A 24133-nucleotide genomic window follows, 5' to 3' on the forward strand; every position below is an offset into this window, starting at 1 on the left:
AACTACAGTTATCCTAGCAGTCTTACACAAAATTTAAAAAACGTCATTGTTGTTGTTGAAGTATATGTACTACAACAACAATGTCTAGCGGAGTTTTTGTAACACTACCGATTTTTGTCTTGTAATTAGGGAAAACTCATACTTCAAAAGCTGTATTTCTGATAACACAACTGTTAGCTGATGATTTGCAAGTTGATATGTAGTGAATCGCACATCTGCTTGAAGCAAAGCGAAAACGCTAGTTACAGCGAAATTGATAAAGTTTTATAAAGAAGTAGTGGTTTGTTTAGAAAACTTGTATCTTCACCACACTTAAGAAATACCTGGAACAAACGTAAAAATTGAGGAGTTAGAAATGTTTAATGGTTTCTCGCGGCATCAAATTTCAAGGACAACTGGTACTTTCATTGCAGGTACAGCAACTCTCATAGCAACTATGTTTTACATTTACGCTGACAGTGCCAAGGCAGACTTGAACTATGAACAGTACGGTAATTGGAACGGTTACAAAGTATATCTCTCACCAGCCCGCCATAGTAATGCTGGTGGTCGTGGTGAGTGCAAAGGTAAAAACGAAAATACTATGGCATTTAATGTTGCCTTAAGGGCAACAAGTGGGAGCTACTACAATGGTCAGCCCAACAGGACTGCAAGCGGTCGGAACCTGCGTGCTCGGGGCTATAAAGTGCGGATTGGTAACGGAACGCTTCGATCGGCAATTGCTAATTCTAATGCTTGGGGAGCAGATTTACACATCCCCATACACAGTAATGCTGACATAGCTGAACAGTGTAATCGAACTAGCGCGAACAGCTTTGGTACATTAACTATTCATTATAATAATAGTTCAAGAGGGTTAGCTTTCGCTAATAAACTGCGCGAATTGATTGGTTCATCAAGCCCAGGAACCAGGGATACAACCTGTAAAAATCCCGGACATCCTTGTACAGCGATTAATCTCGGCGAACTTCGAGAAACAAATGCTGTGGCAGCATATGTAGAGGCAGAATATCATACATGGAACAGGGGGGTTAGCTGGCTAGAAAACCCCTCATGGCCATGGCGGATTGGATACGCAGTTGACTCATTTCTTAATTATCCCTAATAGACACTCTAATCTTAATATTCAACTTATCTCAGGAGAGCGCATTATGCGTCGTTTAATTCTCATTCTTGCAACCACAGCTTTGAGTTTATTCGGCTTGCAGTTTTTGGTCAAAGGACAGATTCTATTCGAGCCACAGAAACAGATCCAAATCTCCCCACTTACGAAGTATCCAGGATTTGGATACAACCCAGGAACGGAGGAGGCGCGGTTTAATCGGGAAGCAACAGCGCGAGAGCGCCTCATCGCTGAGTGCATGCAGCAAAAAGGTTTTCCATACAATATATCTACAGTCAACACTGAAAACACTGCTACTCCTGAACAGGGTGCCGTAGCAGTGGAAGACCCTAATGTGAGCCATGCTGAGTCACTCAGCCCGGAGCAGCGTAAAGAATACTACATTGCATTATATGGAGTGCCAGATCCCAACGCCTCTAATGTTGATCAACTCTATGACTTCAACAGTCCTGGTGGTGGTGGTTGTCAAGGAAAAGCTTTTTCGACAATCACTGGTGTCTTTGCTGCTTCAAGTGCCTTGAAAGAGCAATACCTCGATCTGCAAAGTTCAGTTCAAGAAGATTCGCGCGTAAAAAGGGCTGAACAGCGGTGGTCTGCGTGCATACGGGGGCGTGGACACCAATACGCGAAACCACGCGATCTACGTGCTGCATTAGATACTGAAGAAGCGCAAAGCAGGTTTACTTCCCGAACTCAGCAAGCAACGGCAGCAGGAAATATCTGTAGTCAAGAAGTCGCATTAGACGATACTATTGTACAGGTTCGTACTGAAAAAGAAGCGGATTTTGTTGTTAAGAACAAGGATTTCCTTGAGCAGCACATAAAACGACTCCGCACTGAAGAAGCGCTCTTGAACCAAATTATCATCAAATCAAGATAAGTCACTACTAAGAGAAAACATCTTGACGCTTCCTTTTAGTAGAAGTTCCCGTGCATTGGACAAACGATGATTGGGAACAGTTCGCCTTTTTGTACGATCCCCCAATGGGAAGCGGTGTAATTGAAACTTGCGAGAAAGCCTTTCAATTGTGGAAAGAAGAATTTGACGGGATGTATCGCTACGGTAGCGCTTTTGTCTTGACAATGCACCCAGAACTCATTGGTCGTCCGGCGCGGGTGATGATGTTAGAGCGCTTGATAGATTATATGCGATCGCACGATGGAGTATGGCTAACTACTTGCGAGGAAATTGCTAATTGCTGCGTTACTAACCAAGCTATTTTAGCAAAAACTTAAAAAATGTTTCTCAAGGATAAAACCACCTCTAAATACTAATTGCGTCTAAAAGTTTATATATCAATGATCCCCTCGTATTCTGCTAAGTTTGAATGGTTATTTAACTACTAAAACCATGTCAGAATCATTATTTTCTGATGCCAAACAACGTTTAGAAACAGCATTAAAATATATTTCAATCTCTGAAGATGCCATTGAACACTTAAAGTTCCCTAAAGCCAGCTTAACAGTGTCAATTCCGGTGCGAATGGATAACGGATCGTTACGCATTTTTCAAGGCTACCGGGTGCGCTACGACGACACGCGCGGGCCTACAAAAGGGGGCATCAGGTTTCATCCCGATGTGACTTTAGAAGAAGTGCAATCTTTGGCATTTTGGATGACTTTTAAATGCGCCGTACTTAATTTACCTTTTGGCGGTGCAAAAGGCGGGATTGCGCTTAATCCCAAAGAATTATCAAAAATGGAGTTAGAACGTTTAAGTAGAGGATATGTAGATGCGATCGCCGATTTTATTGGCCCAGATATTGATATTCCTGCACCAGACCTTTATACAAGCCCGATGATTATGGGCTGGATGATGGATCAATACAGTATTATTCGGCGACAAATTACCCCCGCAGCATTCACCGGAAAACCCGTAACGATAGGCGGTAGTTTGGGACGAGACACCGCCACCGCCACCGGAGCTTATTATGTAATTGAAAGTATCAACCAACTATTTCCCTCTGCTCCTCAAGATACTACCGTTGCCGTGCAAGGTTTTGGTAATGCTGGGGCGCACATTGCCGAACTATTATTTAAAGCAGGTTATAAAGTAGTTGCTGTCAGTGATTCTCAAGGCGGTATCTATACTAAAAATGGTTTAGATATTCCCAGTATTAGACAATACAAAGAAGCTCATCGGGGTATGAAAGCAATTTACTGTCGAGGTACAGTTTGCAACATCATCGATCATGAAGTTGTGAGCAATCAAGAACTTTTGACCTTAGATGTAGATATATTGATCCCCGCCGCCTTAGAAAATCAAATTACCGAGGTAAATGCTAACGATATTAAAGCCAAATTTATTTTTGAAGTTGCCAATGGCCCGATTAATTCAGCCGCAGACAAAATACTAGGCGAGAAGGGAATTTATGTAGTTCCTGATATTTTAGTTAATGCTGGAGGCGTAACCGTTAGCTATTTTGAATGGGTGCAAAATCGCAGTGGGCTTTATTGGACGCTAACGGAAGTTAACCACCGCCTGAAACAAAAAATGGTGGAAGAAACTAAGCATATTTGGGAAATTGCCCAGCAGCACGCGATATCATTACGCACCGCCGCTTATGTGCATGGCTTGCATCGCTTAGGGGAAGCTATAGATAGTAAAGGCACGAGAGATTATTACGTTAATGGCTAATAATTCAATCGTTAGGACTGGGATTTTAATTCGGGTTCAGAAAATGCGATCGCCCTAGAGGTACTAAAATCTAAAAAGTTTTCCTCTTGCATAATTTGGTAGAGATTAACCTGGGCTTCTACTAAGCAAGCATGACCGCTATAAGGTAAAACTACCATTTTGGCATCAGGCAAACTTTTAACCAAGTATCTAGCTTCCGTTACCGATGGTAAAAGACGATCTAAAGCACTAGCCACTAGGAATACTGGTTGAGTAATCCGCTGCAATTGATGGGCATCAACATCAAACTCTTTAATCAGCGATAACCGCCAAAGAACAGTCTCCGACGGAACTAAACGCATAGTTTTAAGCAAATCTTTACGAATATCACGATCTACTAACCCTAAAGACGCTAGAAACGGTAATAATCCTATTGCACCAAAGTCAAAAAAACAGGATGGGACTAAATAAACTAGCTGCGATGCCCAATTTAGCCAAGGGCGACGATGAAAAGCCGAAGCTGGGTTAACTAAAATAATTCTGTTAAATAACTGGGGTACTTTCAGGGCGACTTTTATTGCCAACGCTCCCCCAAAAGACTCGCCGCATAAATAAACTAGCCTGTGCGGATTAATTTTTAATTCTTCTTCAATTAAATCTATAACTTGATCGCTTAAAACGTCCCAGCTACTCAAATCGTTCGGTGGAATCATTAAGCAACGCACGTCAAAAGCAACTTCCAAACCCTCTGTTTGCGTTCTCAAAAGTTGCCCTGTACCGTCCATTCCTGGCAAAAATACAAACAACGGGTATTTTGGCTGTAGCCGTTTGGGAGTGAGAAAACAAGGATGACTTGTAAGTTCTGGCATTGTCTTAACTTAAGTTATATAAAATTCAACAGATTTAATACTTCTAAGTTATCAGGCTTTGAGAGTTGCAAGGGTAGAACCATACTTTTCAATAACAACCTTGACGTAAAAGCTCAACAATTTCTGCTTGACAATGATTAGTCACATCGGCTACTACTGTTTTTGCTTGTTTTCCTTGGTATTGTTGCTGCATCAATGGCGTGATGCGATAAGGACGACCAATTAAAACCGCCACCCGACGATATATTACCAGTGGATGCCAGCCATTTTGATTAAATAAAGGTTCTGTTGGGTCAAATAAGCTTAGTAGCCGTAAGGGAACGGCAGAACTACTCTTTTCTTCAATAGAAGCGATCGCTACTGGTAAAATAACTAAATCTTTAACTGGTTTAATGCGATCGCTACCCGCATCCGCCCGTAATGCCAAATGAGCAAATCCACGCTGAAAGTCAGTAATCCCATTTGGTTCGCTAAATTGCACCATCGGTTCTGTACCTTCAGGAAATACCCCAACTGCTTGATTTGCTTGTAATAGCTGTAAAGCTCGCTGAAAAAATCCCTGTTGACGAGAAGGAGTCGCTTCTAAAGGAAAACACCCCAACCCAGTCACAATCTCTCGCATTACTGGTACTTGTCCCATGTAATGATGACAAGCAAAGCGAATAGGTCTTTCTACGGCGGCGATTAAAACTGGCGCATCCATAAAACTACGGTGATTGCTCACTACTAAAACTGGGCTACTTTGGGGAATGCGATCTTCGTAGTAACGAAATATTTTTGTACCTGTAGCCGTTAAGAAGCCATGAGAAATCTGTTGAGGGCTGTTGTTGGCATTGTTCATGCGTTGCAGATATTGACTATGTATGAAACTACTTATCTAGGGAATCACCTAGTTGAAAGATTTAACGGAGGATAGCTATGCGCTTGAAACCTGCCTGAATAAATAGCATTTTATAATTTATTTTACATTTTTTAACATTTGCACGAAAGTACCTTAAGGTATAAACGGCGCTATTGCCTGTATTGTAAAAGTTATTGTTTGATTTGATTAGACAACTCTACCAAGAATCTTTACAAAAATTAATAAAAATATATACATACATATTCTGTTATATGATATTGAGAAGTTAAAAAAATATTAAATTTCATGAAATTTTCAAGTCAAAGCCAAGAAACCTTTGCTGTGACAACACCGCTTTATTATGTAAACGATCTGCCTCATGTAGGTAGCGCTTACCCGACGATCGCTGCCGATATATTAGCGCGATTTGAGAGAATGCGAGGGAAGTCGGTACTATTCATTACTGGTACTGACGAACACGGGCAAAAAATTCAACGAGCCGCCGAAAGTAACCACAAGTCACCTCAAGTTTACTCTGATGAAATTTCTAGCAGCTTTGTGGCGCTGTGGCAGCAGCTAAATATACAATACGATCGCTTTAGTCGAACTACAGCCACAAATCACGAAGCAATTGTTAAAGAATTTTTCGGGCGAGTATGGGATAAAGGCGATATTTATAAAAGTCAGCAAAAAGGCTGGTACTGTGTTGCTTGTGAAGAATTTAAAGAAGAAAGAGAACTTTTAAGCGACTTTTTTTGCAGCATTCACACCAATAAAAAAGCTGAGTGGCGAGACGAGGAAAATTACTTTTTTCGGTTGTCAAGTTACCAAAGTAAACTTGAAGCATTTTATCAAGAACACCCTAATTTTATTGCGCCTCAAAGCCGCCGTAATGAGGTTCTAAACTTTGTTGCTCAAGGATTGCAAGACTTTTCGATTTCGCGGGTAAATTTAGATTGGGGTTTCCCTGTACCTATTGATTCTAGTCATACATTGTACGTTTGGTTTGATGCACTGCTGGGGTACATAACGGCTTTACTTGAACCTGGCGAAGAACCAACACTTGAAAATGCTTTAGCTAAATGGTGGCCTATAAACTTACATTTAATTGGTAAGGATATATTGCGCTTTCACGCCATTTATTGGCCAGCAATGCTGATGTCCGCAGAACTAGAATTGCCTAAAGTAGTATTTGGACACGGTTTTTTGACTAAAGACAACCAAAAAATGGGTAAAACTCTAGGAAATACTCTAGATCCCGTTGCTTTAGTAAAGCAGTATGGCGCGGATGCTGTTCGCTACTACTTTATTAAAGCCATTGAATTTGGTAAAGATGGCGACTTTAGTAAAACTCGATTTATTGAAACGTTGAATGCTGACTTAGCTAAAAACTTGGGGAACTTAGTAAATCGAATTTTAACAATGGCCCTAAAGTACGGTTATGCTAATGCTCTAAATCTGAGTATTGAAACTATAGCTGAAGACAATCCATTAAAAATTGCTGGGATGACTTTGGGAGAAGAAGTCGCCAAAGCCTACGAAAATCTAGCTTTTAGTCAAGCTTGCGAATTAGTATTAAATTTAGCTCGAACAGGCAATAAGTATATAGACGACCAAAAGCCTTGGACTTTGTACAAAGAAGGTAAAATTCAGGAACTAGAGCAATTGTTGTATTCTGTTTTAGAATCAGTAAGATTAGCTGCTTACCTGCTGTCACCAGTGATTCCTAGCATTGCTAATGACATTTATCAACAATTGGGATTTGTCGCCAATTTTAACGATAAAAATGACGTTTTCAATACTGTACCCTTCTCTATTCATGCCAATTGGGGAGTCTTAAGTTGCAAGCAACAGTTAGGAAATCCCCATCCTGTATTTAAAAGCCTAGAACTAAATTAAGCAGGTTGGTATCGATTGTACTTTCCTGTCTAATTAGAGGTTTTTAATGTTACTTTATAGATATTTAAACCGCTCAATCGGGCAAATAACATAATACAAAACATAAATTATTTTTTGATAAAAACTGAGGCATAAAAAATGTTGAATAATTTTGATAAAAGTCCAATTTTTACACCTGAACAAGTCTTAGAAAATAGAGGACGTGTAGCCATTTTTATTGATGGCTCAAATTTGTTCTACGCAGCCTTACAACTAGGAATTGAAATAGATTATACAAAACTATTGTGTAGGCTTACTGGCGGTTCAAGATTGTTGCGATCGTTTTTTTATACTGGTGTAGATAGGACTAACGAAAAACAGCAAGGATTTTTGTTGTGGATGCGGCGCAATGGTTACAGGGTAATTGCGAAAGATTTGGTACAGCTACCCGATGGTTCAAAAAAAGCTAACTTAGATGTAGAAATTGCTGTAGATATGATGGCGCTGGTAGATTCTTACGATACCGCCGTATTAGTTAGCGGTGATGGAGATTTGGCTTACGCAGTCAACGCTGTAAGCTATCATGGCGTGCGGGTCGAAGTAGTTAGTTTACGAGCCATGACTAGCGATAGTTTAATTAATGTGAGCGATCGCTACATTGACCTTGAGCAAATCAAAGAAGACATCCAAAAAACATCAAGAGTTACAAATTACGCTTATCGTCCCTTGTCTAGCCTAGGATTGATGGAACAACCCGAAGATGGAACTTTAGACATTATCAAGTCCTCCGATGACTAGAACCAAATAAAATCAAGCATGAATAATTGTCATTTCCCATCGGTTAAATGGCGACTCCTAGCTGCGCCCTTAATGAGTGTGGGGTTGATACTGGGGTTATTTGGCTGCGCAGGTCAAAATTCTAATCAACAAGCGTCACCAAGCCCCTCATCAAGCCCTACAACGCAAAACGAATTGACATTTAACGATGTCACTTTAGAACAAGCCGACGAACAAGGACGACCAGTTTGGAAAGTTCAAGGCAAACAAGCAAGTTATAGTCGAGAACAAAAACTTGCTCAAGTACAAAAGCCATCGGGAGAATTATTTGTTGATGGCAAAGTAGTCTACAAAATTAGCGCACAACTTGCCCAAATTCAGCAAAACGGCAAACAGTTGTTTTTGACGGGCAAAATTGTTGCTACAGATACAGTTAATGGCGTAGTCTTGCGCGGTAACGAATTAGAATGGCGACCTAAAGAAGATTTGCTAATTGTCCGCAAGCAAATTAGGGGAACTTATCAGCAAATTCAAGCTACAGCAGAAGAAGCACGAGTAAATAGCCGCTCGGCGCGAGTAGATTTGCAAGGTAAAGTAGTAGCTCAAGCTACCGATCCCGCCTTGCAAATGCGGACAACTCATTTAATTTGGGAAGTAAAGAAGCAAACTTTAATTGGCGATCGCGCCATAGCCATTGATCGTTATAAAGGTAAAGTAATTAGCGATCGCGCCACCGCTAACGGCGCAAATGTCAACTTAAAAACTAAAGTTATCACCCTCCAGCCCAAGGCGCAAATCGTCGCCACAGAACCACCGCTACAAATAGACAGTAATTCCTTAAGTTGGGATTTGAACGCTGAACTTGTTACCGCCAATCAGCCAGTAAAAGTAGTTCATCGCCAGCAGCAAATAACTACAACAGCGAACCGGGGAAGAATGAATTTAGGCAATGAAATTGTACATTTAACAGGCAATGTGACTGCTAGGGGACAGCGCCAACAATCTCTCGATGCTCAAAAATTAACCTGGTATTTGCCAACGCAGTTAGTAGAAGCGGAGGGAAGCGTAGTTTATCGTCAACTAGAGCCGCCAGTTAATTTTACAGGGCAAAAAGCTGTAGGGAAGTTGCAGGAGCAAAATATTACCGTTACTGGCGGTAGAGTTGTGACTACATTTATTCCTTAGAGACTTGGGAAAATAGAGTACCCATCATTTTGCAGAGGTAACATTAGTTCGATCTTGTAGCAGTTGAGTTGAATTATAAAACCCAGTATTTCTGAAAGAAGGCGATAAAATAAACATGAATATCGTCTATAGGCTTGAAGATGTTGAATTTGAGTGGGATAGCAATAAAGCTCAGAGCAACCTTGAAAAACACGGTATTACCTTTGAAGAAGCAGTAGAGGCTTTCTTCGATCCTTTCTACCAAGTTGGGGAAGCCAATCCAAATACAATTGCTAATATCGAGAAACGCGAGTTCCTTCTTGGCTATTCTCTAGAGCAACGCCTTTTATTAATCATTTATGTTGAAAGAGGAGTGCGAAACCGCATAATTTCTGCTCGTCCTGCTACTCAAAATGAAAAGAAACTTTATGAACAAGGCTGAGGAAGAATTTACATTACAATTGCATCCCCGTCCTCAAGAGCAAGTGTCTCTTGAGATGCCAATAGATACATTAGAATCTCTCAAAAAAGTAGCTGCTAGTCGAGATATGTCTTGGGAGGCGTTGCTCAAATTTTATATCGGACAAGGACTACGAAAAGATTTAGCCAAACTATTTTCCGATCGCTTACTAGAAGCAACAGCCCAGCAAGAAGGGTCTTTACCACATCCTAAAGCTCTAGAATGACGGATGCCGTGACTTCTACAAGTACCTTAGCCTTTGTACATAATCTCATTACGCCTTGCTTCACCCAATGGCTGAGAGTTACTGTCTTGAAGGCGAGGAGTTAAAGCCGCCGGGACAACGGGGGCAACTTGTAACTGTTTTAAGAGATTTTGCAGTAATCGATCTTGCTCGTTGCGGAAGCGTTCAATAGCCGAGCCACGATTGATAATTGCAAACCATACCAAACCGCGATCGCGCGTTGGCATTACTCCAGCTAAAGCACTAACATCGTTGAGCGTACCCGTTTTGATTACTGTATTTAAAGGGATTTGGCGAGTTAATAACGTACCTCGGCGATCGCGTCCCGATACTGGAAATAAGTCTGCAACCGTTAGCTGGTAGGGTGATAACCGCTTTTGGATGCTCATTAACATCGCACACGCCGCCCTAGGGGAAATACGATTTTCTACCCCCAATCCCGAACCATTAACTAGCTGAATTTCTGCCAATGGTACGTTAGCCGCCGTTGCTGCTTTTTGTTGGACAACTTGCGCTCCTCCCAGCAAATAAGCCAACATTTCCGACATTTCGTTATTGCTATAAACATTCATTTCTTTAAGAATTTGCGAGAGTAGCAAAGAACGATGGCGTACTAATAATATTTGCTTGGGGTTAACTATCTGCGATTGTTGTACCGTCCCCGAAATCACAATTTGAGGACGAATCGTTCCGGGGGCTAAAGTTAAATACTGATTTTCTACAGTGTTTGACCAATTAGCAGCATTGAAGGCTTGTTTTAACAATTCACCAGATGCTACAGGATTGAAGTTGTAATTCATGGCAAAAGTGCCGGTAATTATCAAGTTTCCTTGTACGCGATTGATACCCATAGATTGCAGAGTATTACCAAGGGCGATCGCTTCTTCCCACACAAACAAAGGATCGCCGTTACCTTGAACGATTAAATCTCCTTGTAATACGCCCTTAGAAATTGTCCCGTTGGTGCTAACAGTGGTGTCAAATTGATAATTTGCGCCCCAGGTACTTAAAGCAGCTATTGAAGTCGCAATTTTGGTTAAAGAAGCCGCAGGTATTGGTACTGTGCCTTGATGGTTGGCTAGTAAGACGGGCCCTGATTGTATCCATACGCCTTGATTGGCTTCTACTCCTAGAGTTTGGAGCGATTTTAAATACTGCTGTACGGTTATTGAGGCAACGGGAGAGCGATCGGGCGCTAAAACTAAACTAGGACTACTTTGCCACAACAAAACTTCCAAGGGATCGACCGTCGCCACCTTTACCCCCGCCTTGTCTAGCCATAAAGAAACTAATCCCGATCCAAATAATTGCAGCATGAAAATATTTGCCTATTTACTATAAAGAGCGCTTTTAACACGGATATCCGCGCCTTTCACCTGATTTATTTGCCAAATACTTTTCTAATGTCTCACTAAATAACCGTAAGATTGCGAGTTTGGGGGAAAGCATCTGGTAAAATTTTGAAGGTTTCTAGAAATTTTAATCAATGGGAGCTACTCGCGCACGGATCGCAATTGATGCCATGGGTGGGGATCATGCCCCCGCCGAAATTATTACAGGGGCGCTGCGAGCAAGGGAAGAATTAGATGTGGAAATTTTGTTGGTGGGCGACCCCCAGCAAATTAAAGCGCACTTACCGCAGCAAACCAATTTTGGGCAGTTAGAAATTGTTCCGGCGGAAGGAACAATCGAAATGCATGAGGAGCCTTTAAGCGGCATTAAACGCAAACCCAAGGCTTCAATCAATGTCGCAATGGATTTAGTTAAGCAGAAACGAGCCGACGCGGTAGTTTCCGCCGGACACTCTGGGGCAGCTATGGCAGCCGGATTGTTGCGCTTAGGACGATTGAAAGGTATTGACCGCCCAGCTATTGGCGCGGTGCTGCCGACAATTGCCAGTAAGCCCGTGATAATTTTAGATGTTGGGGCAAATGTAGACTGTCGCCCAAAATTTTTAGAACAGTTTGCCATTATGGGTTCGGTTTACAGTCAGTATGTACTCGGTGTTAACGATCCCAAAGTCGGACTACTAAATATTGGGGAAGAAGCTTGTAAGGGTAATGATTTGGCACTTCGGACTTACGAATTGCTAGAAAAAAATCCCCAAGTTTCTTTTATTGGCAACGCGGAAGGACGCGACGTACTTTCGGGGCGTTTTGATGTGATTGTCTGCGACGGATTTACCGGAAACGTGCTGCTAAAATTTGCCGAAGCTGTAGGGGAAGTAATGCTGCAAATTTTGCGGGAAGAATTACCCCAAGGCTTGCACGGACAAATTGGCACAGCAATTTTAAAACCTAATTTAAAGCGGATCAAACAGCGTGTAGACCATGCCGAACATGGAGGCGGGCTGTTGCTGGGAGTTGCAGGGATCTGTATTATCAGTCACGGTAGTTCTCAAGCACCGTCGGTTTTTAATGCAATTCGACTGGCAAAAGAAGCGATCGATCATCAAGTTTTAGAACATATCTCGTCTCAAAATGGTAGCAAAAAGCAATCGGCAACTAGCAGTAGTGAAGCCAATAGTGATGAGTAAGGTGTAAAACAAATTTATCCTCTTGTATACAGTTGGCTCACTATTGGAGAATAATTTTGCAAAATTTAGGCGTAGCAATTACGGGAAGTGGCTCGGCGTTGCCAGCAAACTGCTTAGATAATGAAACTTTAAGCAAGTTAGTTGACACCTCTGACGAATGGATAGCCTCGCGCACGGGAATTAGACAAAGGCGACTAGCTAATTCTTCCCAATCGGTTAGCGAAATTGCTTCTATTGCGGCAAAAGACGCGATCGCAATGGCAGGAATTTCCCCCTTAGACATTGATTTAATTATTTTGGCAACTTCCACCGCCGACGATTTATTTGGCAGCGCGTGTCAAATTCAAACTCAAATCGGGGCAACTAACGCCGTCGCTTTTGACCTCACGGCGGCTTGCTCTGGCTTTGTATTTGGGCTAGTTACGGCGGCTCAGTTTATTAGAACAGGAGTTTATCAAAACGTTGTTTTAATTGGCGGCGATATTTTGTCGCGCTGGGTAGATTGGCAAGATCGCAGCACTTGCGTTTTGTTTGGCGATGGGGCGGGGGCGGTGGTGATTCAAGCAACAGAAAGCGATCGCCTGTTAGGATTTGAAATTAGAAGCGATGGTACGCAAAACAACTGTCTAAATTTGTCCTATAGCCCCGAATCTCAGCCCCTTACCCCCGGTATTGAGGTCGGCAAAGGCAACTTTAAGCCGATTACTATGAATGGTAAGGAAGTTTATCGCTTCGCCGTCCAGCGCGTTCCAGAAGTCATTGATAAGGCTTTATTTCGAGCTAATATCACTACAGAGCAAGTAGATTGGTTAATACTGCATCAAGCAAATCAACGGATTCTCGATGCTGTAGCTCAAAGGCTAAATATTCCCAGCCATAAAGTAATTAGCAATCTTGCGAGTTACGGCAACACCTCCGCCGCTTCGATTCCCATAGCTTTAGATGAAGCCGTGCGTAATGGGCAAATTAAAACTGGCGATACTATTGTTGCTTCGGGTTTTGGCGCTGGTTTAACTTGGGGAGCGGCGATTTTTAAATGGGGAATTTGAGCATCTACATATTACAAAATTTACAATTTTTCCAATGACTAAAACGGCGTGGATATTTTCAGGACAAGGTTCGCAAGCAGTTGGTATGGGCAGCGATTTATTAACATCTTCTAGTGCTGCATCCGAAAAATTGGCACAAGCAGAGGAGATTTTGGGTTGGTCTGTACCAGAAATTTGTCAGCATCCAGAAGACAAAGTATCGCGCACGTTGTACACCCAGCCTAGTTTGTATGTAATTGAAAGCATTTTAGCGGATGCTTTAAAAGAGCGCGGTTTTACGCCGGCTTTAGTTGCTGGTCATAGTTTAGGAGAATATACAGCCCTTTATGTTGCGGGGGTTTTTGATTGGGCGACGGGATTGCGTTTAGTCAAAGCTAGAGCCGAACTTATGGACAACGCGGCAGGGGGTAAAATGGTGGCGTTAATTGGTTTTGATCGCCAACAGTTACAGGAGAAAATCGCCCAAACTCCTGATGTAGTTTTAGCTAATGATAATAGTGAGGCTCAAGTAGTAATTTCTGGAACTCCTGAAGGGGTGGAAACGTTACTATCTCAAATTAAAGTCAAACGCGCTGTTCCCCTGAATGTATCAGGAGCATTTCATTCTCCTTTAATGGCTCAAGCGGCTAGTCAATTTCAAGAGATTTTAGCTCCCATACAATTTAATAACGCCACGATTCCGGTAATGTCTAATGTAGACCCCATACCCTCTACAGACGCGGAGATTTTGAAAGAGCGGTTAATTAAACAAATGACGGGTTCTGTACGCTGGCGAGAAATTTCTGAGCAATTGCTAACTGAAGGAATAGAGAAAGTTGTGGAGATTGGACATGGTACGGTTTTAACTGGGTTAATTAAACGTACCTGTCCGACTTTAAAGTTAGAAAATATTAGTAGTGCCGAAATGGTACTCAACGCTGAGTAATAGTGTTACAAAATGGGCAGAAGCCGCGAACCGTCAATTAGTTTGTTCCTTTATCACTTATTTAAGTGGTCAATGGTCAGCCCTACATTGCACCTCTATCTAAGAGGGCGCGTATATGGTGTGGAAAATGTGCCTAAGCAAGGTTCAGTGGTAGTTGTCAGCAATCATGCTAGTTACTTTGACCCGCCGTTGCTTTCTTGCGCTGTAGGTCGCCCTGTGGCTTACATGGCAAAGGAAGAACTATTTAAGATTCCCCTTTTGGGTAAAGCAATAAAATTATACGGTGCTTATCCTGTAAGTCGAGGAACAAGCGATCGCGCTGCGATTCGTGCGGCATTGCAATCCTTAGAAAATGGCTGGGCTACAGGGGTTTTTTTAGAAGGCGCTCGTACCCCTGATGGCAAAATTAACGATCCTAAACTGGGCGCGGCTTTAATTGCTGCCAAAGCCCAAGCGCCAATTTTACCCGTTAGTTTGTGGGGAACTCAAGGGGTTTTAATCAAGGGGTCAGCAATTCCGCGCCCAGTTCCCATTACGATTAGAATTGGTCAACTAATTGCGCCGCCAACTTCCACAAATCGCCAACAATTACAAGCTACTACCCAGGAATGTGCGATCGCAATTCAAACACTTCACGACCTGGGGCGCTGATTATTTAGTAATTCGGTAATAACAATATCATTAACCGTAGAAGTTAATTTACCCAGCTTATTAGAGATCAACTTAACCATCTCGCTAGGGACTGCAACACCTCCGGTTTAATTCCCAAGGGTCGCAGTCCTCGCCTAGCGTCAATTTTCAACAACGTTATATTGCAAGACGCTACTACCTGATGGCAAAGAACATTCGAGTTGATAGGGTCGCCCTGACTGTGTGGAGGAAGCCGCAAGCTGAATAACAAGTGTGCTAGTTCCTGCACCACTCAAACTCTTTGCCTGATAGTCAAAATACCCTCCATCAGAATTTATTGATTCAAGCCAGCAAGTAGTAGTTACATTTTTGGTGTTTTTTACGCGAATATAAGCTTTAGGACCAATGGTGCTGCTATTAAGAACGTCTCGAACAATAGGGCAAACAACGTAATTTATAGTTTGAGAACTACTGGTATTTAAGGCTCTACCTGCATACTTGTCTAAGAGGGCAGCGCCAACACTGCTAGTAGCATCACATATACTACCGGGGTAAGTGTGCTGCTCCGAAGCATAGGCTGAGGCTGAAAATACTATAGTAGACATCAATGTCACGCCAAGAGTAGCGATCGCATTTATCTGTGTTCTAGTAACACTGTTTCTGTTTGAATGAATAGTCATTGTTTTATTTTGAGTTGGTTGTGAGTTTGCGAATTAAGCTTGATGTGGTTATTAAGTTTTTAGTAGGTATTGCGATCGCCGTAACCGCTTTAGACTTACATTTATTAGCGTATGGCGGGGTTTTGTATTTGTCGTTACAGAAAATCTCTGCATTTAGCTAGCACTGAAACTCAGAAAAACTCAGCTTAACTAGCGTGAGTTTCTGCACTAAGCGTTTAGACAGTTTCCTAAGATGCTGTTTTTGAATAAATCCGATATCCGCGAAAAGCGACCTTACTAAAGATAGGAAAGGCGTTTTTTTATGTGCAACGAGAGGTCTTTTAAGGCACAGAATCACAAAAGGGTATAAATGAAAACAAGTTCTTGATTCTCGCAAAGCTGATTTTGCCTTCAACTTTTGTCAGAATCTGAATCAAAAAATATACCGAATGAGAGTAGACTTTGCACTTAACTTATTTGTAGCCTTGATTTTGGCTTCCACAAGCCATACCAGACAGATTAGGTTCAAATATGAATGAAGTATCTACTAAAGATTTTTGGGACAAATTAAATAATTTATTTTTAGTCCGTTTTTTATTATTTTTTCTCTCTGGCTGGGCTTTAGTAACTCTTTTAGCTTACTTTGAAACAGTAATTGTTATTTTTACATCGGCGGCAATTTTAGCTTTTTTACTTAGCTATCCTGTCCGTTGGTTGCGGCGGTTTTTGCCTCACGGTTTAGCCGTTAGTGTAGTTTTTATCTCTAGTATTTTGTTACTTGTTGGTCTGACAGCTACTGTCGGTTTAACTATCTTATATCAAGGGCAACAATTAGTTGATAGCGTCACTGCCTTTTTAAATTCTTTAGCGCCTTTAGTTGGCCAAGCAGAAGAATTTTTGCGCGAGCGCAATTTGCAAGTAAATTTAACCGGAATCGAAGAGCAATTGCGTAATCAAGCTTTAGGATTAATTGGCTCTAGCTTGGCTACTCTACAAGTCTTTTTGGCTAATTTAGTAACTTTACTTTTAATTGCTGTGGTTGCTTTATTTATGCTATTAGATGGAGAAAGATTGTGGGGTTTAGCTTTGAAAGCTGTACCTAGACAACTACGCAATCGTTTTACAACCGTTGTTAAACGCAAGTTTTTAGGCTTTTTTAAAGGGCAAGTGCTGTTAATGCTATTTTTATCCACTTCTAGCTTTCTAGTATTTTTAGTATTAAAAGTACCTTTTCCCTTAGTGTTAGCCTTAATAGTCGCTGTTTTCGATGCTATTCCAGGAATTGGCGCAACTTTGGGAGTTAGTATAATTACTTTAATTGTCTTATCTCAAAATGTATTTTTAGCAGCAAAAGTGTTAATTGCTTGTATTGTCCTCCAACAAATTCAAGATAACTTAATTTCTCCTAGAATCATGCAAGGATCGTTAAATTTGAATCCGGTAGTTGTATTTTTTGCTTTATTAGTAGGCGCAAAAATCGCCGGATTGTTAGGAGTATTTATTTCTATCCCAATTGCCGGAGTTTTGGTAACTTTATTTGAAATCGATGAAATGAAAGCCGAAGCCTAACCACTCAATAATTTAATATAGATAAGTGGAGTAAATTTATTGATTTTATGGCAGAACTGAGAGCAGAATTAGCAAAAGACCTAGACGAAGCAGCGTGGGAATGGCTAATTCCTCACGTCAAGCGCGACAGTGTATTAGTAGTAGCAAAGGAATTAAACTTAGTAGAAGTGGGAATTGCGATCGCAAGTGACAATTTAACATCGGTGCAACACTGGATTAGCGAACAATTAATTCAAAAACCCTCCCAAACTCAGCTAAGTGATTGGAATAGCGACTTGCAAAAGCGGTTTAACACGCTCATCGTCCAGCCTTACGTTCTCATTCAAGAACCCTAGTTGCTATTTTGATTTAGCTAAGGTCGATCCGGTGTGACCCGTAATAACCCATAACACCGCTCTAACCCCGTCACGCAGGGCTTTAGAGCGGGTTTCTGGAACTAATTGGGTTGGTACTACTACTGGCTGCAAATCGATACCCCGGCTACCTAAAACAATTTCGCCCACAAGACGAGCGCGGCGCATATGGTAGTCGGAAGTAACTACATAAATCCTCTTAATCCCCAGCGCTTGAAAATCATCTACAAGCGTTGTGAAATTAGTTACTGTATCTTTGGCTTGATAGTCTAAATGCAGGCGTTGAGAACTAATCCCAGTGTTGGCAAATACTCGCGTCACGTACTTTTTATTAGTGCTACCAGAAGAAACCCAAATCGGCAAATCTGGGTATTGAAGCGCCAATTTAGCCGCTACTCTCTCGCGCTCTAATTTAGTAGATGAACCACCCAAAACCAAGACAGCTTGAGGAGTTTCTAAGCTTCTAATTTGCTTATAGCCCATCCATAGCAAAACTGGTAGAGCAAGGGTAAGTAAAAACTTTACAAACTTGCTCTTAAACCGTCTTTTTTTAACTGATTTGTAATTGTGCCTGCTTTTTAACATAACCTCGCGCTCTAGCACGACGATCTAGAATAGCAGGCAATGGACGGGACTGGCGCGAGTGGAAATAAGCTTTCTTGCTTGCCTTGTCCTAATTACTAGAATATGACTAGAAAGTTTACGGCTCTTTAATAATAAACTTTACTGGACAAGGCTTACAGAAAATATAAACGGGACTGGCGCGTCTCGAACGCGCGACCTAGCGCTTAGGAGGCGCTCGCTCTATCCAACTGAGCTACAGCCCCAATTGTTAAGCATTTACTATTTTAGCATCATAAAGCTGACAAGCTAATTTTTAACTAGATAGCCACAAGCCGTCCCAACCACCGCCACCCGTTTCTAAACCACATAAAGAGCTTTTTGCTTCTAGAATTAAGCTCGATTTTCCGTGATGACGCGAAGATAATTTTAGATTTACTTCGCCGCGCATCGTGTCTTTACAAACGAACTGCAAACCGTCTTCTGTAGGCGCACGTAAAGGAGTACCAGGCAAATCGGTTGTACCAACTAAAGTAATTTCATACTCCGCATTAGTTGCTTGCATTTCCCACTTACCCCAAGGCTGGATATTCCAGGTAACTTTGGAATTCCAAGGGACAAACTCGTAAAATTTGCCTTGGTAATGCACCCCAATCATTGCCACCGATTCCATCCACCACAACACGCCACGCTTACCGCCACCAGCCGTTAAAGCTAAATCTGTTTCGCCATCGAAGCTATTGCAATTTAGCCAAAACCACTTTTGCGGAAAAGCACCACCCCAATTTTTTTCGCTATAAGCTGGCGCATTAGCAAATTCGTAGCGTTTACCATTCCACTCAATCCAGCCTGTCGCCAAGCCATGAGCCATCAAAATTTGCCATCCTGGTTCAAAAATTGGCAAAAACGAGATTAAACCCGCCGTTGATTGTTGTGGCGCGTCAACGTCTCCCCAGCCGTAGATAGGCTCAATTTTATACTGCCAACTACAAGTATTATTGCTGCCAGGGTCTTTAATTGTGCCTTGATTCCAAGTAGCGGAGGCTTGATAGCCTTCTTGAATATGATGGTCAAATTCTTGAGGTAATAACCACAGTGGTTGAGGAGGTAAATCTGTTTTACCCCAATGACCTAATTCTAGGCGATCGCTTTTAGCAAAAAAACGCTCAACATCGGGAAAAGTTCGGCATATATACTCATCATCAATCCCTAAAACCTGCGCCGCACCGCCACTATGAGGTTTACCACCTTTGGGATCTTCTATTGAGTACATGAAAGCAAAAGTTTGCTCAATTTCTGGTAAAGTAACGCGATAATACCAACCTTCAAAAAAGCGGCGGCTGCTATTATCCCATTGATAACCACTATGAGGCGTTTGTTGGAGCAATTTATTGGGAATACTAAACATGGAGACTTAAATTAGCTGCTTTTTTTAGTATGAGCGATCGCTTTACGTCTTATATTCTCCAGAGTTAACCGCAACAACCTTCACTAATTGTTATGAAAGATCCCCAAACGCCAAAAATGCAAGACTTAGTATCTGTACGTACACTTAAGGGGCATTCCTCTAAAGTCACCTCTTTAGCTTTTAGTCCTGATGGACAAATTTTAGCCAGTGGCAGTAAAGACAAAACTATTAAGCTGTGGCATCTTTTAGATAGACAAGAACCTTACACACTAAGCGGACATGGAGCATCAGATTGGTCTGGAGGAGTTACTTGTGTTGCTTTTCACCCTAGTTTACAAATTTTAGCTAGTGGCAGTAAAGACAAAACTATTAAATTGTGGCATTTGTCCACAAAACAAGGATTCAGCACTTTAAAAAGACATGACGAAAAAGTTTTATCCGTTGCTTTTAGTCCTGATGGACAGACTTTAGCTAGTGGAAGTGCGGATAAAACAATTAAGCTTTGGTCTGTATATACAGGAAAAGAAATACATACACTGAAAGTACATTTAGACGATGTTCATACTCTTGCCTTTAGCCCTGATGGACAGATTTTAGCTAGTGGTGGCGGTGGTAATGATAAAACTATCAATCTCTGGCGATTAGCCAATAAAAAATGCTTAACTATTACAGGACACTCTGACTGGTTTGGAGCAATTAATTCTATTGCTTTTAGCCCCGATAGCAAAACTTTCGCTAGTGGTAGCAAAGACAAAACAATTAAACTTTGGCAAACCGAAGATGGTAAAGAAATTTTAACGCTTACAGGTCATTCTGACGATGTTTGTTCTGTTGCAATTAGTCCTGATGGACAAAAATTAGCTAGTGGTAGCAAAGACAAAACTGTTAAGATTTGGCAGCTAGACACGGGAAAAGTTCTTGGTACATTAACAGGATTGGAAGAAAAGATTTATGCTGTTGCTTTTAGCCCAGATGGTAAAACTTTAGCTATTGGTAGTGGAGATAACAATATTACGCTTTTACCATGTAATTAAAACTTATTCAGAAGTGCTTTACTGGGTTAAGACTTCTTTTAGGTCGTACTCGATATTAGTCATTTTTCCCCCAGTGCGAGCGCTTTCCTATAATTTTTTATACATTAACTTGCTTATAACCCGCTCATTTACTAGATTAGCAACGTTTAGCTGCTGAGTGCGATCGCCACTGTGAGGCTTTCCACCTGTAGGATCTTCGATAGAGTACATGAAAGCAAAAGGGAGGTTAATTTCTGGCAAAGTAACGCGATAATACCAACCTTCAAAGAAGCGGCGATCGCTATTGTCCCATTGATAACCACTATGGGGAGTTTGTTGAAGCAATTTTTTGTCAGGAATACTAAACATGAAAACTTAAATTAGCTGCTCTTTTTAGTATGAGCGAAGTTTATGGAGTAGTAAATCAATAACTTTGACTATAATATTTGCTTTGGTAAACTTCATAAAACAAAATAGTTAACCATAACAGAAGAATTTTTTTAAATTTTATGTTAATTTTCCCATAAACTTTTAGATATTATTTCTCGATTGTGTAATAGATTGAGATACAATCGTCATATGTGTAACGTTATGTCAAGAAAGGCTTCTGATGTTACTAAAGGTTACATCAACTACAACGGTTGAAGGATAAAGGGTGGAATCAATGACTTCCTACGCCATTGAAGTTATTCAACAGTTACCGTCATTTAGACTAAATTCTGACTCTAGTAAGTCGAACAACTCGCATTTTGGTAGAATTGCTCATCTGTTAAAAGAGACGACAAAGGATGTTGAAGATCGCTGGAAGGAAATTTCACAAGAGGATCGTCAATATCTAAAGTTGTGGGCATATAGGGTATTGAAACTATCTAATGAGGAAAATATTTCTCAAAAAAACTCTGGGAAATCTATTTTGCTTCAGTTAGAGGGACGCTTCCGCCTTTTTGTAGCTATTATTACTGGACAAGGGGAGGTTATGATTGAAGCCTATGTTAGTGCAGTTAAGTTAGCCTATGCAATTGTGGAGGCTGTGGAGAGAGAAGAAGCATATCTAACAGCTTTATTTCTTGATAAGATTATGGAAGATATTGAAAACAATCCCTCTAAACTTGTTCCATTCACGGCAGAAATGAACGATAAGTTAGAACAACTGCTTGATGGAGTTGAACTTGACGAGTGAGATTCTTGTATGTCATGGGTGGACGATTAGATTCTATCCACTGTTTAATAAGCAATTTTTAGAACTTACCAGGGAAGTTGAAAACCTGTTAGACAAAGTTCCTAGAGATAAATATTTAGTTCATCCGAAGGTCAAGATGCTGAAAGCCTTGTTAGAAGCGATTAAAAATAAAATTTCTTCAGATCCTTTTGCTTCTTACTTTGCTTTACAAAAGCCCTTAGAAAGGTATTCTCGCCTCAAAAAGATGGGACTAAACGATCGCTATCGTCTGTTTTTCAAAGCTTACAAAGAGCAAAAAACTATTATTATTCTCTGGTTGGGATATCCGCACGAAGATGGCGATAAAAACGACTGTTACACAGTTTTCAAAAAAATGGTAAGTAATGGGGTATTTGCTGGAAGCATAGAAGAATTAATTGCTGAGTGTGATAATTAAATCAAGTTTTTATTCAGTTAGTTAACCCAAAAACTTTCGCAAATCCACCCAATACTGCCAAAATCAACCCAATAATCACGCCTCGGTTGATAAATTCTTGGGTATCTATGCGTTTGACAATGTTGTTTACATTTCCTGACAAAACTTCAATTTCGCTTTTAAGCGTGGTTTCTACTCTGACTAAATCTGTCTTTAAGCCACCGATTTCCTCAGTCATTTTCATTTTAAAATCATTAACATCCTCACTGATTTTGTCAACCTTACCCTCTAGCTTGTCAAATCTGCCTTCAATTCTGGTCAAAATTTCCTTAAGGTCATACTCAATATTGGTCATTTTTCCACCCAGTGCGATCGCACTTTAGTTAGTTAAACCAAAAACTTTCGCAAATCCACCCAATACCGCCAAAATCAACCCAATAATTACACCTCGGTTAATAAATTCTTGGGTGTCGAGTCGCTTAGTTATCCCCTCAACCTTCTCAGCCAATACCCCGACTTTTACTTGTAAATCTGTGATATCTTCGCCGATTTTGTCAATTTTGCTCTCTAACTTGTCAAATCTGCCGTCCAGTCTAATTAAAATTTCCTTGATGTCATACTCGATATTAGTCATTTTTCTCCCCAGTGCGATCGCGCTACCTTTAATTTAGCTTGCTACCAATAGCTACTAAAGCTGCAACTAATAGCTATTTATAGCGATCACCAGTTTTGACACAATAATTTATGTATTGTTGGTTATTTTTTGGCAATTAATGAGCCATTAATTGAGTAGTAATTTAATTAATGGTTGTATGGATGCTTCGCGCTGCATGATTTTGGTGGCTAAGTCTCCCCAAGACTACCAAGCTTTTCGGATTAGTCCCGGTGATACTAATAAGTTAGCGATCGTCTTTGATAGTGCTACGGCTAATGTTTCTTTAACAGTTTGTGTAGAAATCTTTGATGTTGGGGGTAAAACGCCGCCAAATCGCCATCAAACTGCGGTAGAAATGTTTTTTATTTTGCAAGGTGAAGGGAAAGCAATTTGTGATGGTAAAACTGTAGCAATTAAAGCTGGAGATAGTCTTTTAGTACCGCCTACGGGAACTCATGTAATAGAAAACACTGGAAATACTCGCTTATATGCTTTGTGTATTATGGTTCCCAATGAAGACTTTACCGAACTTATCCGTAGTGGAACACCTGTAGATTTAGACGAGGAAGATATAGCGGTATTACGTCGTAATTCTCAAGTATTAATTCCAGCTTAAGTTGTAGCAACTATTTTTCATTTATGAATATCAAAACAAAAGAATTTAACACATCAGAAGACGAACTTTGTTACATTACTAGAACTATTTACTATAAATCAAAAAAAGCTTTAATAATTGTATTTGGAATAGTTGCAGTAATAAGTGTAATTTTTGCTGTGTTTGTGACTCCTCAAGCTTCCTTTTTAGCAGCTTATTTTGTAATCTTACTTGGCTGTATTTTATTTATTCCTTTTGTTATTAATACCGCAAAAAGTATACCCAAAATTTATTTTAATAATAGAGCTTGTGAAATTACTGATAATTACTTTATTACATCTTTTGAAGATGGCAGTTTGAGCAAGATGCACTTACATAATTTTACAAAAGTTACTAGAGAATCTGAATATTACTTTCTATATATGGCAAAAATAATGTTTCAATATTTGCCAGTTAGAGCATTTAATTCTGAAAATGATATAAATGAATTTGAGACATTGATGAAGAATAAAAAATTAATGGAGTAAATCAAGTAAGTAAAAATAGAGTATCAAATGTAAAGCAAAGGGCAGAAAAGTGCGATCGCTTCTTCCTACCCTTTATATATAAACT

The 24133-nt window shown here is 40.6% G+C and carries 30 protein-coding genes and 1 tRNA gene; 21 read left to right on the forward strand and 10 right to left on the reverse strand.

All coding sequences use genetic code 11. The annotated features are described in order from the left end of the window. Positions 1-355: 355 nt before the first annotated feature. The 4 genes from SYN7509_RS0200960 (at position 356) to SYN7509_RS0200975 (ending at position 3761) form a co-directional block, all read left to right on the forward strand. On the forward strand, positions 356-1105 hold the full coding sequence (locus tag SYN7509_RS0200960; protein ID WP_009633725.1) for an N-acetylmuramoyl-L-alanine amidase: 750 nt from the start codon (positions 356-358) through the stop codon (positions 1103-1105). A 46-nt stretch (positions 1106-1151) separates the two neighbouring features. Next, complete coding sequence (locus SYN7509_RS0200965) at positions 1152-2003, forward strand: hypothetical protein (RefSeq protein WP_009633726.1); 852 nt, start codon at positions 1152-1154, stop codon at positions 2001-2003. Positions 2004-2053: 50 nt separating this feature from the next. Continuing rightward, positions 2054-2359 (forward strand): polysaccharide deacetylase family protein, encoded by a 306-nt coding sequence (locus SYN7509_RS24820; RefSeq protein ID WP_009633727.1) that lies wholly within the window; start codon positions 2054-2056, stop codon positions 2357-2359. Positions 2360-2474: 115 nt separating this feature from the next. Further along, positions 2475-3761 (forward strand): Glu/Leu/Phe/Val family dehydrogenase, encoded by a 1287-nt coding sequence (locus SYN7509_RS0200975; RefSeq protein ID WP_009633728.1) that lies wholly within the window; start codon positions 2475-2477, stop codon positions 3759-3761. Between the two features lie 11 nt (positions 3762-3772). On the opposite strand, the gene SYN7509_RS0200980 is transcribed toward SYN7509_RS0200975, so the two are convergent. Further along, positions 3773-4609 (reverse strand): alpha/beta fold hydrolase, encoded by an 837-nt coding sequence (locus SYN7509_RS0200980; protein ID WP_009633730.1) that lies wholly within the window; start codon positions 4607-4609, stop codon positions 3773-3775. 88 nt (positions 4610-4697) lie between these two features. Then, positions 4698-5450, reverse strand: a complete 753-nt coding sequence (locus tag SYN7509_RS0200985) for a lysophospholipid acyltransferase family protein (RefSeq protein WP_009633731.1) — start codon at positions 5448-5450, stop codon at positions 4698-4700. A 306-nt stretch (positions 5451-5756) separates the two neighbouring features. On the opposite strand from SYN7509_RS0200985, the gene metG reads away from it, so the two are divergent. From metG to SYN7509_RS24825, 5 genes are all read left to right on the forward strand, one after another. Then, positions 5757-7349, forward strand: coding sequence for a methionine--tRNA ligase (gene metG, locus SYN7509_RS0200990; RefSeq protein WP_009633732.1), 1593 nt, complete (start codon positions 5757-5759; stop codon positions 7347-7349). Between the two features lie 138 nt (positions 7350-7487). After that, positions 7488-8126, forward strand: a complete 639-nt coding sequence (locus tag SYN7509_RS0200995) for a LabA-like NYN domain-containing protein (protein WP_009633733.1) — start codon at positions 7488-7490, stop codon at positions 8124-8126. Between the two features lie 18 nt (positions 8127-8144). Further along, positions 8145-9290 carry an LPS export ABC transporter periplasmic protein LptC gene (gene lptC / locus SYN7509_RS0201000; protein ID WP_051482539.1) on the forward strand — a complete coding sequence of 382 codons (1146 nt, stop codon included), beginning with the start codon at positions 8145-8147 and terminating at the stop codon, positions 9288-9290. A gap of 115 nt (positions 9291-9405) precedes the next feature. Continuing rightward, positions 9406-9711: a BrnT family toxin gene (locus SYN7509_RS0201005; protein ID WP_009633735.1), complete on the forward strand. Its 306-nt coding sequence runs from the start codon at positions 9406-9408 to the stop codon at positions 9709-9711. After that, the gene (locus SYN7509_RS24825) at positions 9698-9955 is read left to right on the forward strand and encodes a hypothetical protein (RefSeq protein ID WP_009633736.1); all 258 of its coding nucleotides are present in this window, start codon (positions 9698-9700) and stop codon (positions 9953-9955) included. The genes SYN7509_RS0201005 and SYN7509_RS24825 overlap by 14 nt, the downstream gene beginning before the upstream one ends. A gap of 26 nt (positions 9956-9981) precedes the next feature. Here the strand turns inward: SYN7509_RS24825 and SYN7509_RS0201015 are convergent, their stop codons facing one another. Further along, entirely contained in the window at positions 9982-11289 is a 1308-nt protein-coding gene (locus tag SYN7509_RS0201015; RefSeq protein WP_009633737.1) for a D-alanyl-D-alanine carboxypeptidase, read from the reverse strand. Positions 11290-11459: 170 nt separating this feature from the next. On the opposite strand from SYN7509_RS0201015, the gene plsX reads away from it, so the two are divergent. From plsX to SYN7509_RS0201035, 4 genes are all read left to right on the forward strand, one after another. Further along, the gene (gene plsX / locus SYN7509_RS0201020) at positions 11460-12509 is read left to right on the forward strand and encodes a phosphate acyltransferase PlsX (protein ID WP_009633738.1); all 1050 of its coding nucleotides are present in this window, start codon (positions 11460-11462) and stop codon (positions 12507-12509) included. A gap of 50 nt (positions 12510-12559) precedes the next feature. Continuing rightward, positions 12560-13558 (forward strand): beta-ketoacyl-ACP synthase III, encoded by a 999-nt coding sequence (locus SYN7509_RS0201025; protein WP_369792297.1) that lies wholly within the window; start codon positions 12560-12562, stop codon positions 13556-13558. A gap of 34 nt (positions 13559-13592) precedes the next feature. Next, complete coding sequence (fabD, locus tag SYN7509_RS0201030) at positions 13593-14483, forward strand: ACP S-malonyltransferase (RefSeq protein ID WP_009633740.1); 891 nt, start codon at positions 13593-13595, stop codon at positions 14481-14483. 72 nt (positions 14484-14555) lie between these two features. Beyond that, positions 14556-15134, forward strand: coding sequence for a lysophospholipid acyltransferase family protein (locus SYN7509_RS0201035; RefSeq protein WP_009633741.1), 579 nt, complete (start codon positions 14556-14558; stop codon positions 15132-15134). A 140-nt stretch (positions 15135-15274) separates the two neighbouring features. Here the strand turns inward: SYN7509_RS0201035 and SYN7509_RS0201040 are convergent, their stop codons facing one another. After that, on the reverse strand, positions 15275-15793 hold the full coding sequence (locus tag SYN7509_RS0201040) for a hypothetical protein (RefSeq protein WP_009633742.1): 519 nt from the start codon (positions 15791-15793) through the stop codon (positions 15275-15277). A gap of 20 nt (positions 15794-15813) precedes the next feature. Between SYN7509_RS0201040 and SYN7509_RS30030 the strand changes: the two genes are divergently transcribed. The 3 genes from SYN7509_RS30030 to SYN7509_RS0201055 all read left to right on the forward strand — a co-directional run bounded on the left by SYN7509_RS30030 (position 15814) and on the right by SYN7509_RS0201055 (position 17676). Then, positions 15814-15954: a hypothetical protein gene (locus SYN7509_RS30030; RefSeq protein WP_158506130.1), complete on the forward strand. Its 141-nt coding sequence runs from the start codon at positions 15814-15816 to the stop codon at positions 15952-15954. A 349-nt stretch (positions 15955-16303) separates the two neighbouring features. Continuing rightward, positions 16304-17341, forward strand: a complete 1038-nt coding sequence (locus SYN7509_RS0201050) for an AI-2E family transporter (protein ID WP_009633743.1) — start codon at positions 16304-16306, stop codon at positions 17339-17341. A 47-nt stretch (positions 17342-17388) separates the two neighbouring features. After that, positions 17389-17676, forward strand: coding sequence for a DUF2288 domain-containing protein (locus tag SYN7509_RS0201055; RefSeq protein ID WP_009633744.1), 288 nt, complete (start codon positions 17389-17391; stop codon positions 17674-17676). Positions 17677-17679: 3 nt separating this feature from the next. On the opposite strand, the gene SYN7509_RS0201060 is transcribed toward SYN7509_RS0201055, so the two are convergent. The 3 genes from SYN7509_RS0201060 to SYN7509_RS0201070 all read right to left on the reverse strand — a co-directional run bounded on the left by SYN7509_RS0201060 (position 17680) and on the right by SYN7509_RS0201070 (position 19663). Next, positions 17680-18177 (reverse strand): YdcF family protein, encoded by a 498-nt coding sequence (locus SYN7509_RS0201060; protein ID WP_038021104.1) that lies wholly within the window; start codon positions 18175-18177, stop codon positions 17680-17682. A gap of 270 nt (positions 18178-18447) precedes the next feature. Next, positions 18448-18521, reverse strand: a tRNA-Arg gene (locus tag SYN7509_RS0201065). 50 nt (positions 18522-18571) lie between these two features. After that, positions 18572-19663: a tocopherol cyclase family protein gene (locus SYN7509_RS0201070; RefSeq protein WP_009633747.1), complete on the reverse strand. Its 1092-nt coding sequence runs from the start codon at positions 19661-19663 to the stop codon at positions 18572-18574. Positions 19664-19755: 92 nt separating this feature from the next. Between SYN7509_RS0201070 and SYN7509_RS0201075 the strand changes: the two genes are divergently transcribed. Then, a complete protein-coding gene (locus SYN7509_RS0201075) occupies positions 19756-20697 on the forward strand; it encodes a WD40 repeat domain-containing protein (RefSeq protein WP_009633748.1) in 942 nt (313 codons plus the stop codon). Between the two features lie 87 nt (positions 20698-20784). On the opposite strand, the gene SYN7509_RS0201080 is transcribed toward SYN7509_RS0201075, so the two are convergent. Next, positions 20785-21045 carry a tocopherol cyclase family protein gene (locus SYN7509_RS0201080; protein ID WP_009633749.1) on the reverse strand — a complete coding sequence of 87 codons (261 nt, stop codon included), beginning with the start codon at positions 21043-21045 and terminating at the stop codon, positions 20785-20787. A gap of 295 nt (positions 21046-21340) precedes the next feature. Between SYN7509_RS0201080 and SYN7509_RS24830 the strand changes: the two genes are divergently transcribed. Both SYN7509_RS24830 and SYN7509_RS0201090 read left to right on the forward strand, forming a co-directional pair. Next, the gene (locus SYN7509_RS24830) at positions 21341-21856 is read left to right on the forward strand and encodes an AbrB/MazE/SpoVT family DNA-binding domain-containing protein (protein ID WP_009633750.1); all 516 of its coding nucleotides are present in this window, start codon (positions 21341-21343) and stop codon (positions 21854-21856) included. Next, a complete protein-coding gene (locus tag SYN7509_RS0201090; RefSeq protein WP_227501457.1) occupies positions 21846-22292 on the forward strand; it encodes a type II toxin-antitoxin system YhaV family toxin in 447 nt (148 codons plus the stop codon). Before SYN7509_RS24830 ends, SYN7509_RS0201090 begins: the two co-directional genes overlap by 11 nt. A gap of 13 nt (positions 22293-22305) precedes the next feature. Here SYN7509_RS0201090 and SYN7509_RS0201095 read toward each other — a convergent pair whose 3' ends face one another. Both SYN7509_RS0201095 and SYN7509_RS0201100 read right to left on the reverse strand, forming a co-directional pair. Beyond that, on the reverse strand, positions 22306-22626 hold the full coding sequence (locus SYN7509_RS0201095; RefSeq protein WP_009633752.1) for a hypothetical protein: 321 nt from the start codon (positions 22624-22626) through the stop codon (positions 22306-22308). 24 nt (positions 22627-22650) lie between these two features. Beyond that, a complete protein-coding gene (locus SYN7509_RS0201100; RefSeq protein ID WP_009633753.1) occupies positions 22651-22905 on the reverse strand; it encodes a hypothetical protein in 255 nt (84 codons plus the stop codon). A gap of 151 nt (positions 22906-23056) precedes the next feature. Here SYN7509_RS0201100 and SYN7509_RS0201105 point away from each other — a divergent pair, with 151 nt between their 5' ends. Further along, a complete protein-coding gene (locus tag SYN7509_RS0201105) occupies positions 23057-23542 on the forward strand; it encodes a cupin domain-containing protein (protein WP_227501458.1) in 486 nt (161 codons plus the stop codon). 23 nt (positions 23543-23565) lie between these two features. Continuing rightward, positions 23566-24048, forward strand: a complete 483-nt coding sequence (locus SYN7509_RS0201110; protein WP_009633755.1) for a YcxB family protein — start codon at positions 23566-23568, stop codon at positions 24046-24048. Positions 24049-24133 lie beyond the last annotated feature (85 nt).

The sequence above is a fragment of the Synechocystis sp. PCC 7509 genome, from assembly GCF_000332075.2.
In the GTDB taxonomy this organism is placed as follows: Bacteria; Cyanobacteriota; Cyanobacteriia; order Cyanobacteriales; family Chroococcidiopsidaceae; genus Aliterella.

What these genes read in the sequence shown, in the direction of transcription:
- SYN7509_RS0200960 (WP_009633725.1), top strand. Translation starts at nt 356, where the DNA reads ATGTTTAATGGTTTCTCGCGGCATCAAATTTCAAGGACAACTGGTACT.
- SYN7509_RS0200965 (WP_009633726.1), top strand. Translation starts at nt 1,152, where the DNA reads ATGCGTCGTTTAATTCTCATTCTTGCAACCACAGCTTTGAGTTTATTC.
- SYN7509_RS0200975 (WP_009633728.1), top strand. Translation starts at nt 2,475, where the DNA reads ATGTCAGAATCATTATTTTCTGATGCCAAACAACGTTTAGAAACAGCA.
- SYN7509_RS0200980 (WP_009633730.1), bottom strand. Translation starts at nt 4,609, where the DNA reads ATGCCAGAACTTACAAGTCATCCTTGTTTTCTCACTCCCAAACGGCTA.
- SYN7509_RS0200985 (WP_009633731.1), bottom strand. Translation starts at nt 5,450, where the DNA reads ATGAACAATGCCAACAACAGCCCTCAACAGATTTCTCATGGCTTCTTA.
- metG (WP_009633732.1), top strand. Translation starts at nt 5,757, where the DNA reads ATGAAATTTTCAAGTCAAAGCCAAGAAACCTTTGCTGTGACAACACCG.
- SYN7509_RS0200995 (WP_009633733.1), top strand. Translation starts at nt 7,488, where the DNA reads ATGTTGAATAATTTTGATAAAAGTCCAATTTTTACACCTGAACAAGTC.
- lptC (WP_051482539.1), top strand. Translation starts at nt 8,145, where the DNA reads ATGAATAATTGTCATTTCCCATCGGTTAAATGGCGACTCCTAGCTGCG.
- SYN7509_RS0201005 (WP_009633735.1), top strand. Translation starts at nt 9,406, where the DNA reads ATGAATATCGTCTATAGGCTTGAAGATGTTGAATTTGAGTGGGATAGC.
- SYN7509_RS24825 (WP_009633736.1), top strand. Translation starts at nt 9,698, where the DNA reads ATGAACAAGGCTGAGGAAGAATTTACATTACAATTGCATCCCCGTCCT.
- SYN7509_RS0201015 (WP_009633737.1), bottom strand. Translation starts at nt 11,289, where the DNA reads ATGCTGCAATTATTTGGATCGGGATTAGTTTCTTTATGGCTAGACAAG.
- plsX (WP_009633738.1), top strand. Translation starts at nt 11,460, where the DNA reads ATGGGAGCTACTCGCGCACGGATCGCAATTGATGCCATGGGTGGGGAT.
- fabD (WP_009633740.1), top strand. Translation starts at nt 13,593, where the DNA reads ATGACTAAAACGGCGTGGATATTTTCAGGACAAGGTTCGCAAGCAGTT.
- SYN7509_RS0201035 (WP_009633741.1), top strand. Translation starts at nt 14,556, where the DNA reads ATGGTCAGCCCTACATTGCACCTCTATCTAAGAGGGCGCGTATATGGT.
- SYN7509_RS0201040 (WP_009633742.1), bottom strand. Translation starts at nt 15,793, where the DNA reads ATGACTATTCATTCAAACAGAAACAGTGTTACTAGAACACAGATAAAT.
- SYN7509_RS0201050 (WP_009633743.1), top strand. Translation starts at nt 16,304, where the DNA reads ATGAATGAAGTATCTACTAAAGATTTTTGGGACAAATTAAATAATTTA.
- SYN7509_RS0201055 (WP_009633744.1), top strand. Translation starts at nt 17,389, where the DNA reads ATGGCAGAACTGAGAGCAGAATTAGCAAAAGACCTAGACGAAGCAGCG.
- SYN7509_RS0201060 (WP_038021104.1), bottom strand. Translation starts at nt 18,177, where the DNA reads ATGGGCTATAAGCAAATTAGAAGCTTAGAAACTCCTCAAGCTGTCTTG.
- SYN7509_RS0201070 (WP_009633747.1), bottom strand. Translation starts at nt 19,663, where the DNA reads ATGTTTAGTATTCCCAATAAATTGCTCCAACAAACGCCTCATAGTGGT.
- SYN7509_RS0201075 (WP_009633748.1), top strand. Translation starts at nt 19,756, where the DNA reads ATGAAAGATCCCCAAACGCCAAAAATGCAAGACTTAGTATCTGTACGT.
- SYN7509_RS0201080 (WP_009633749.1), bottom strand. Translation starts at nt 21,045, where the DNA reads ATGTTTAGTATTCCTGACAAAAAATTGCTTCAACAAACTCCCCATAGT.
- SYN7509_RS24830 (WP_009633750.1), top strand. Translation starts at nt 21,341, where the DNA reads ATGACTTCCTACGCCATTGAAGTTATTCAACAGTTACCGTCATTTAGA.
- SYN7509_RS0201095 (WP_009633752.1), bottom strand. Translation starts at nt 22,626, where the DNA reads ATGACCAATATTGAGTATGACCTTAAGGAAATTTTGACCAGAATTGAA.
- SYN7509_RS0201100 (WP_009633753.1), bottom strand. Translation starts at nt 22,905, where the DNA reads ATGACTAATATCGAGTATGACATCAAGGAAATTTTAATTAGACTGGAC.
- SYN7509_RS0201110 (WP_009633755.1), top strand. Translation starts at nt 23,566, where the DNA reads ATGAATATCAAAACAAAAGAATTTAACACATCAGAAGACGAACTTTGT.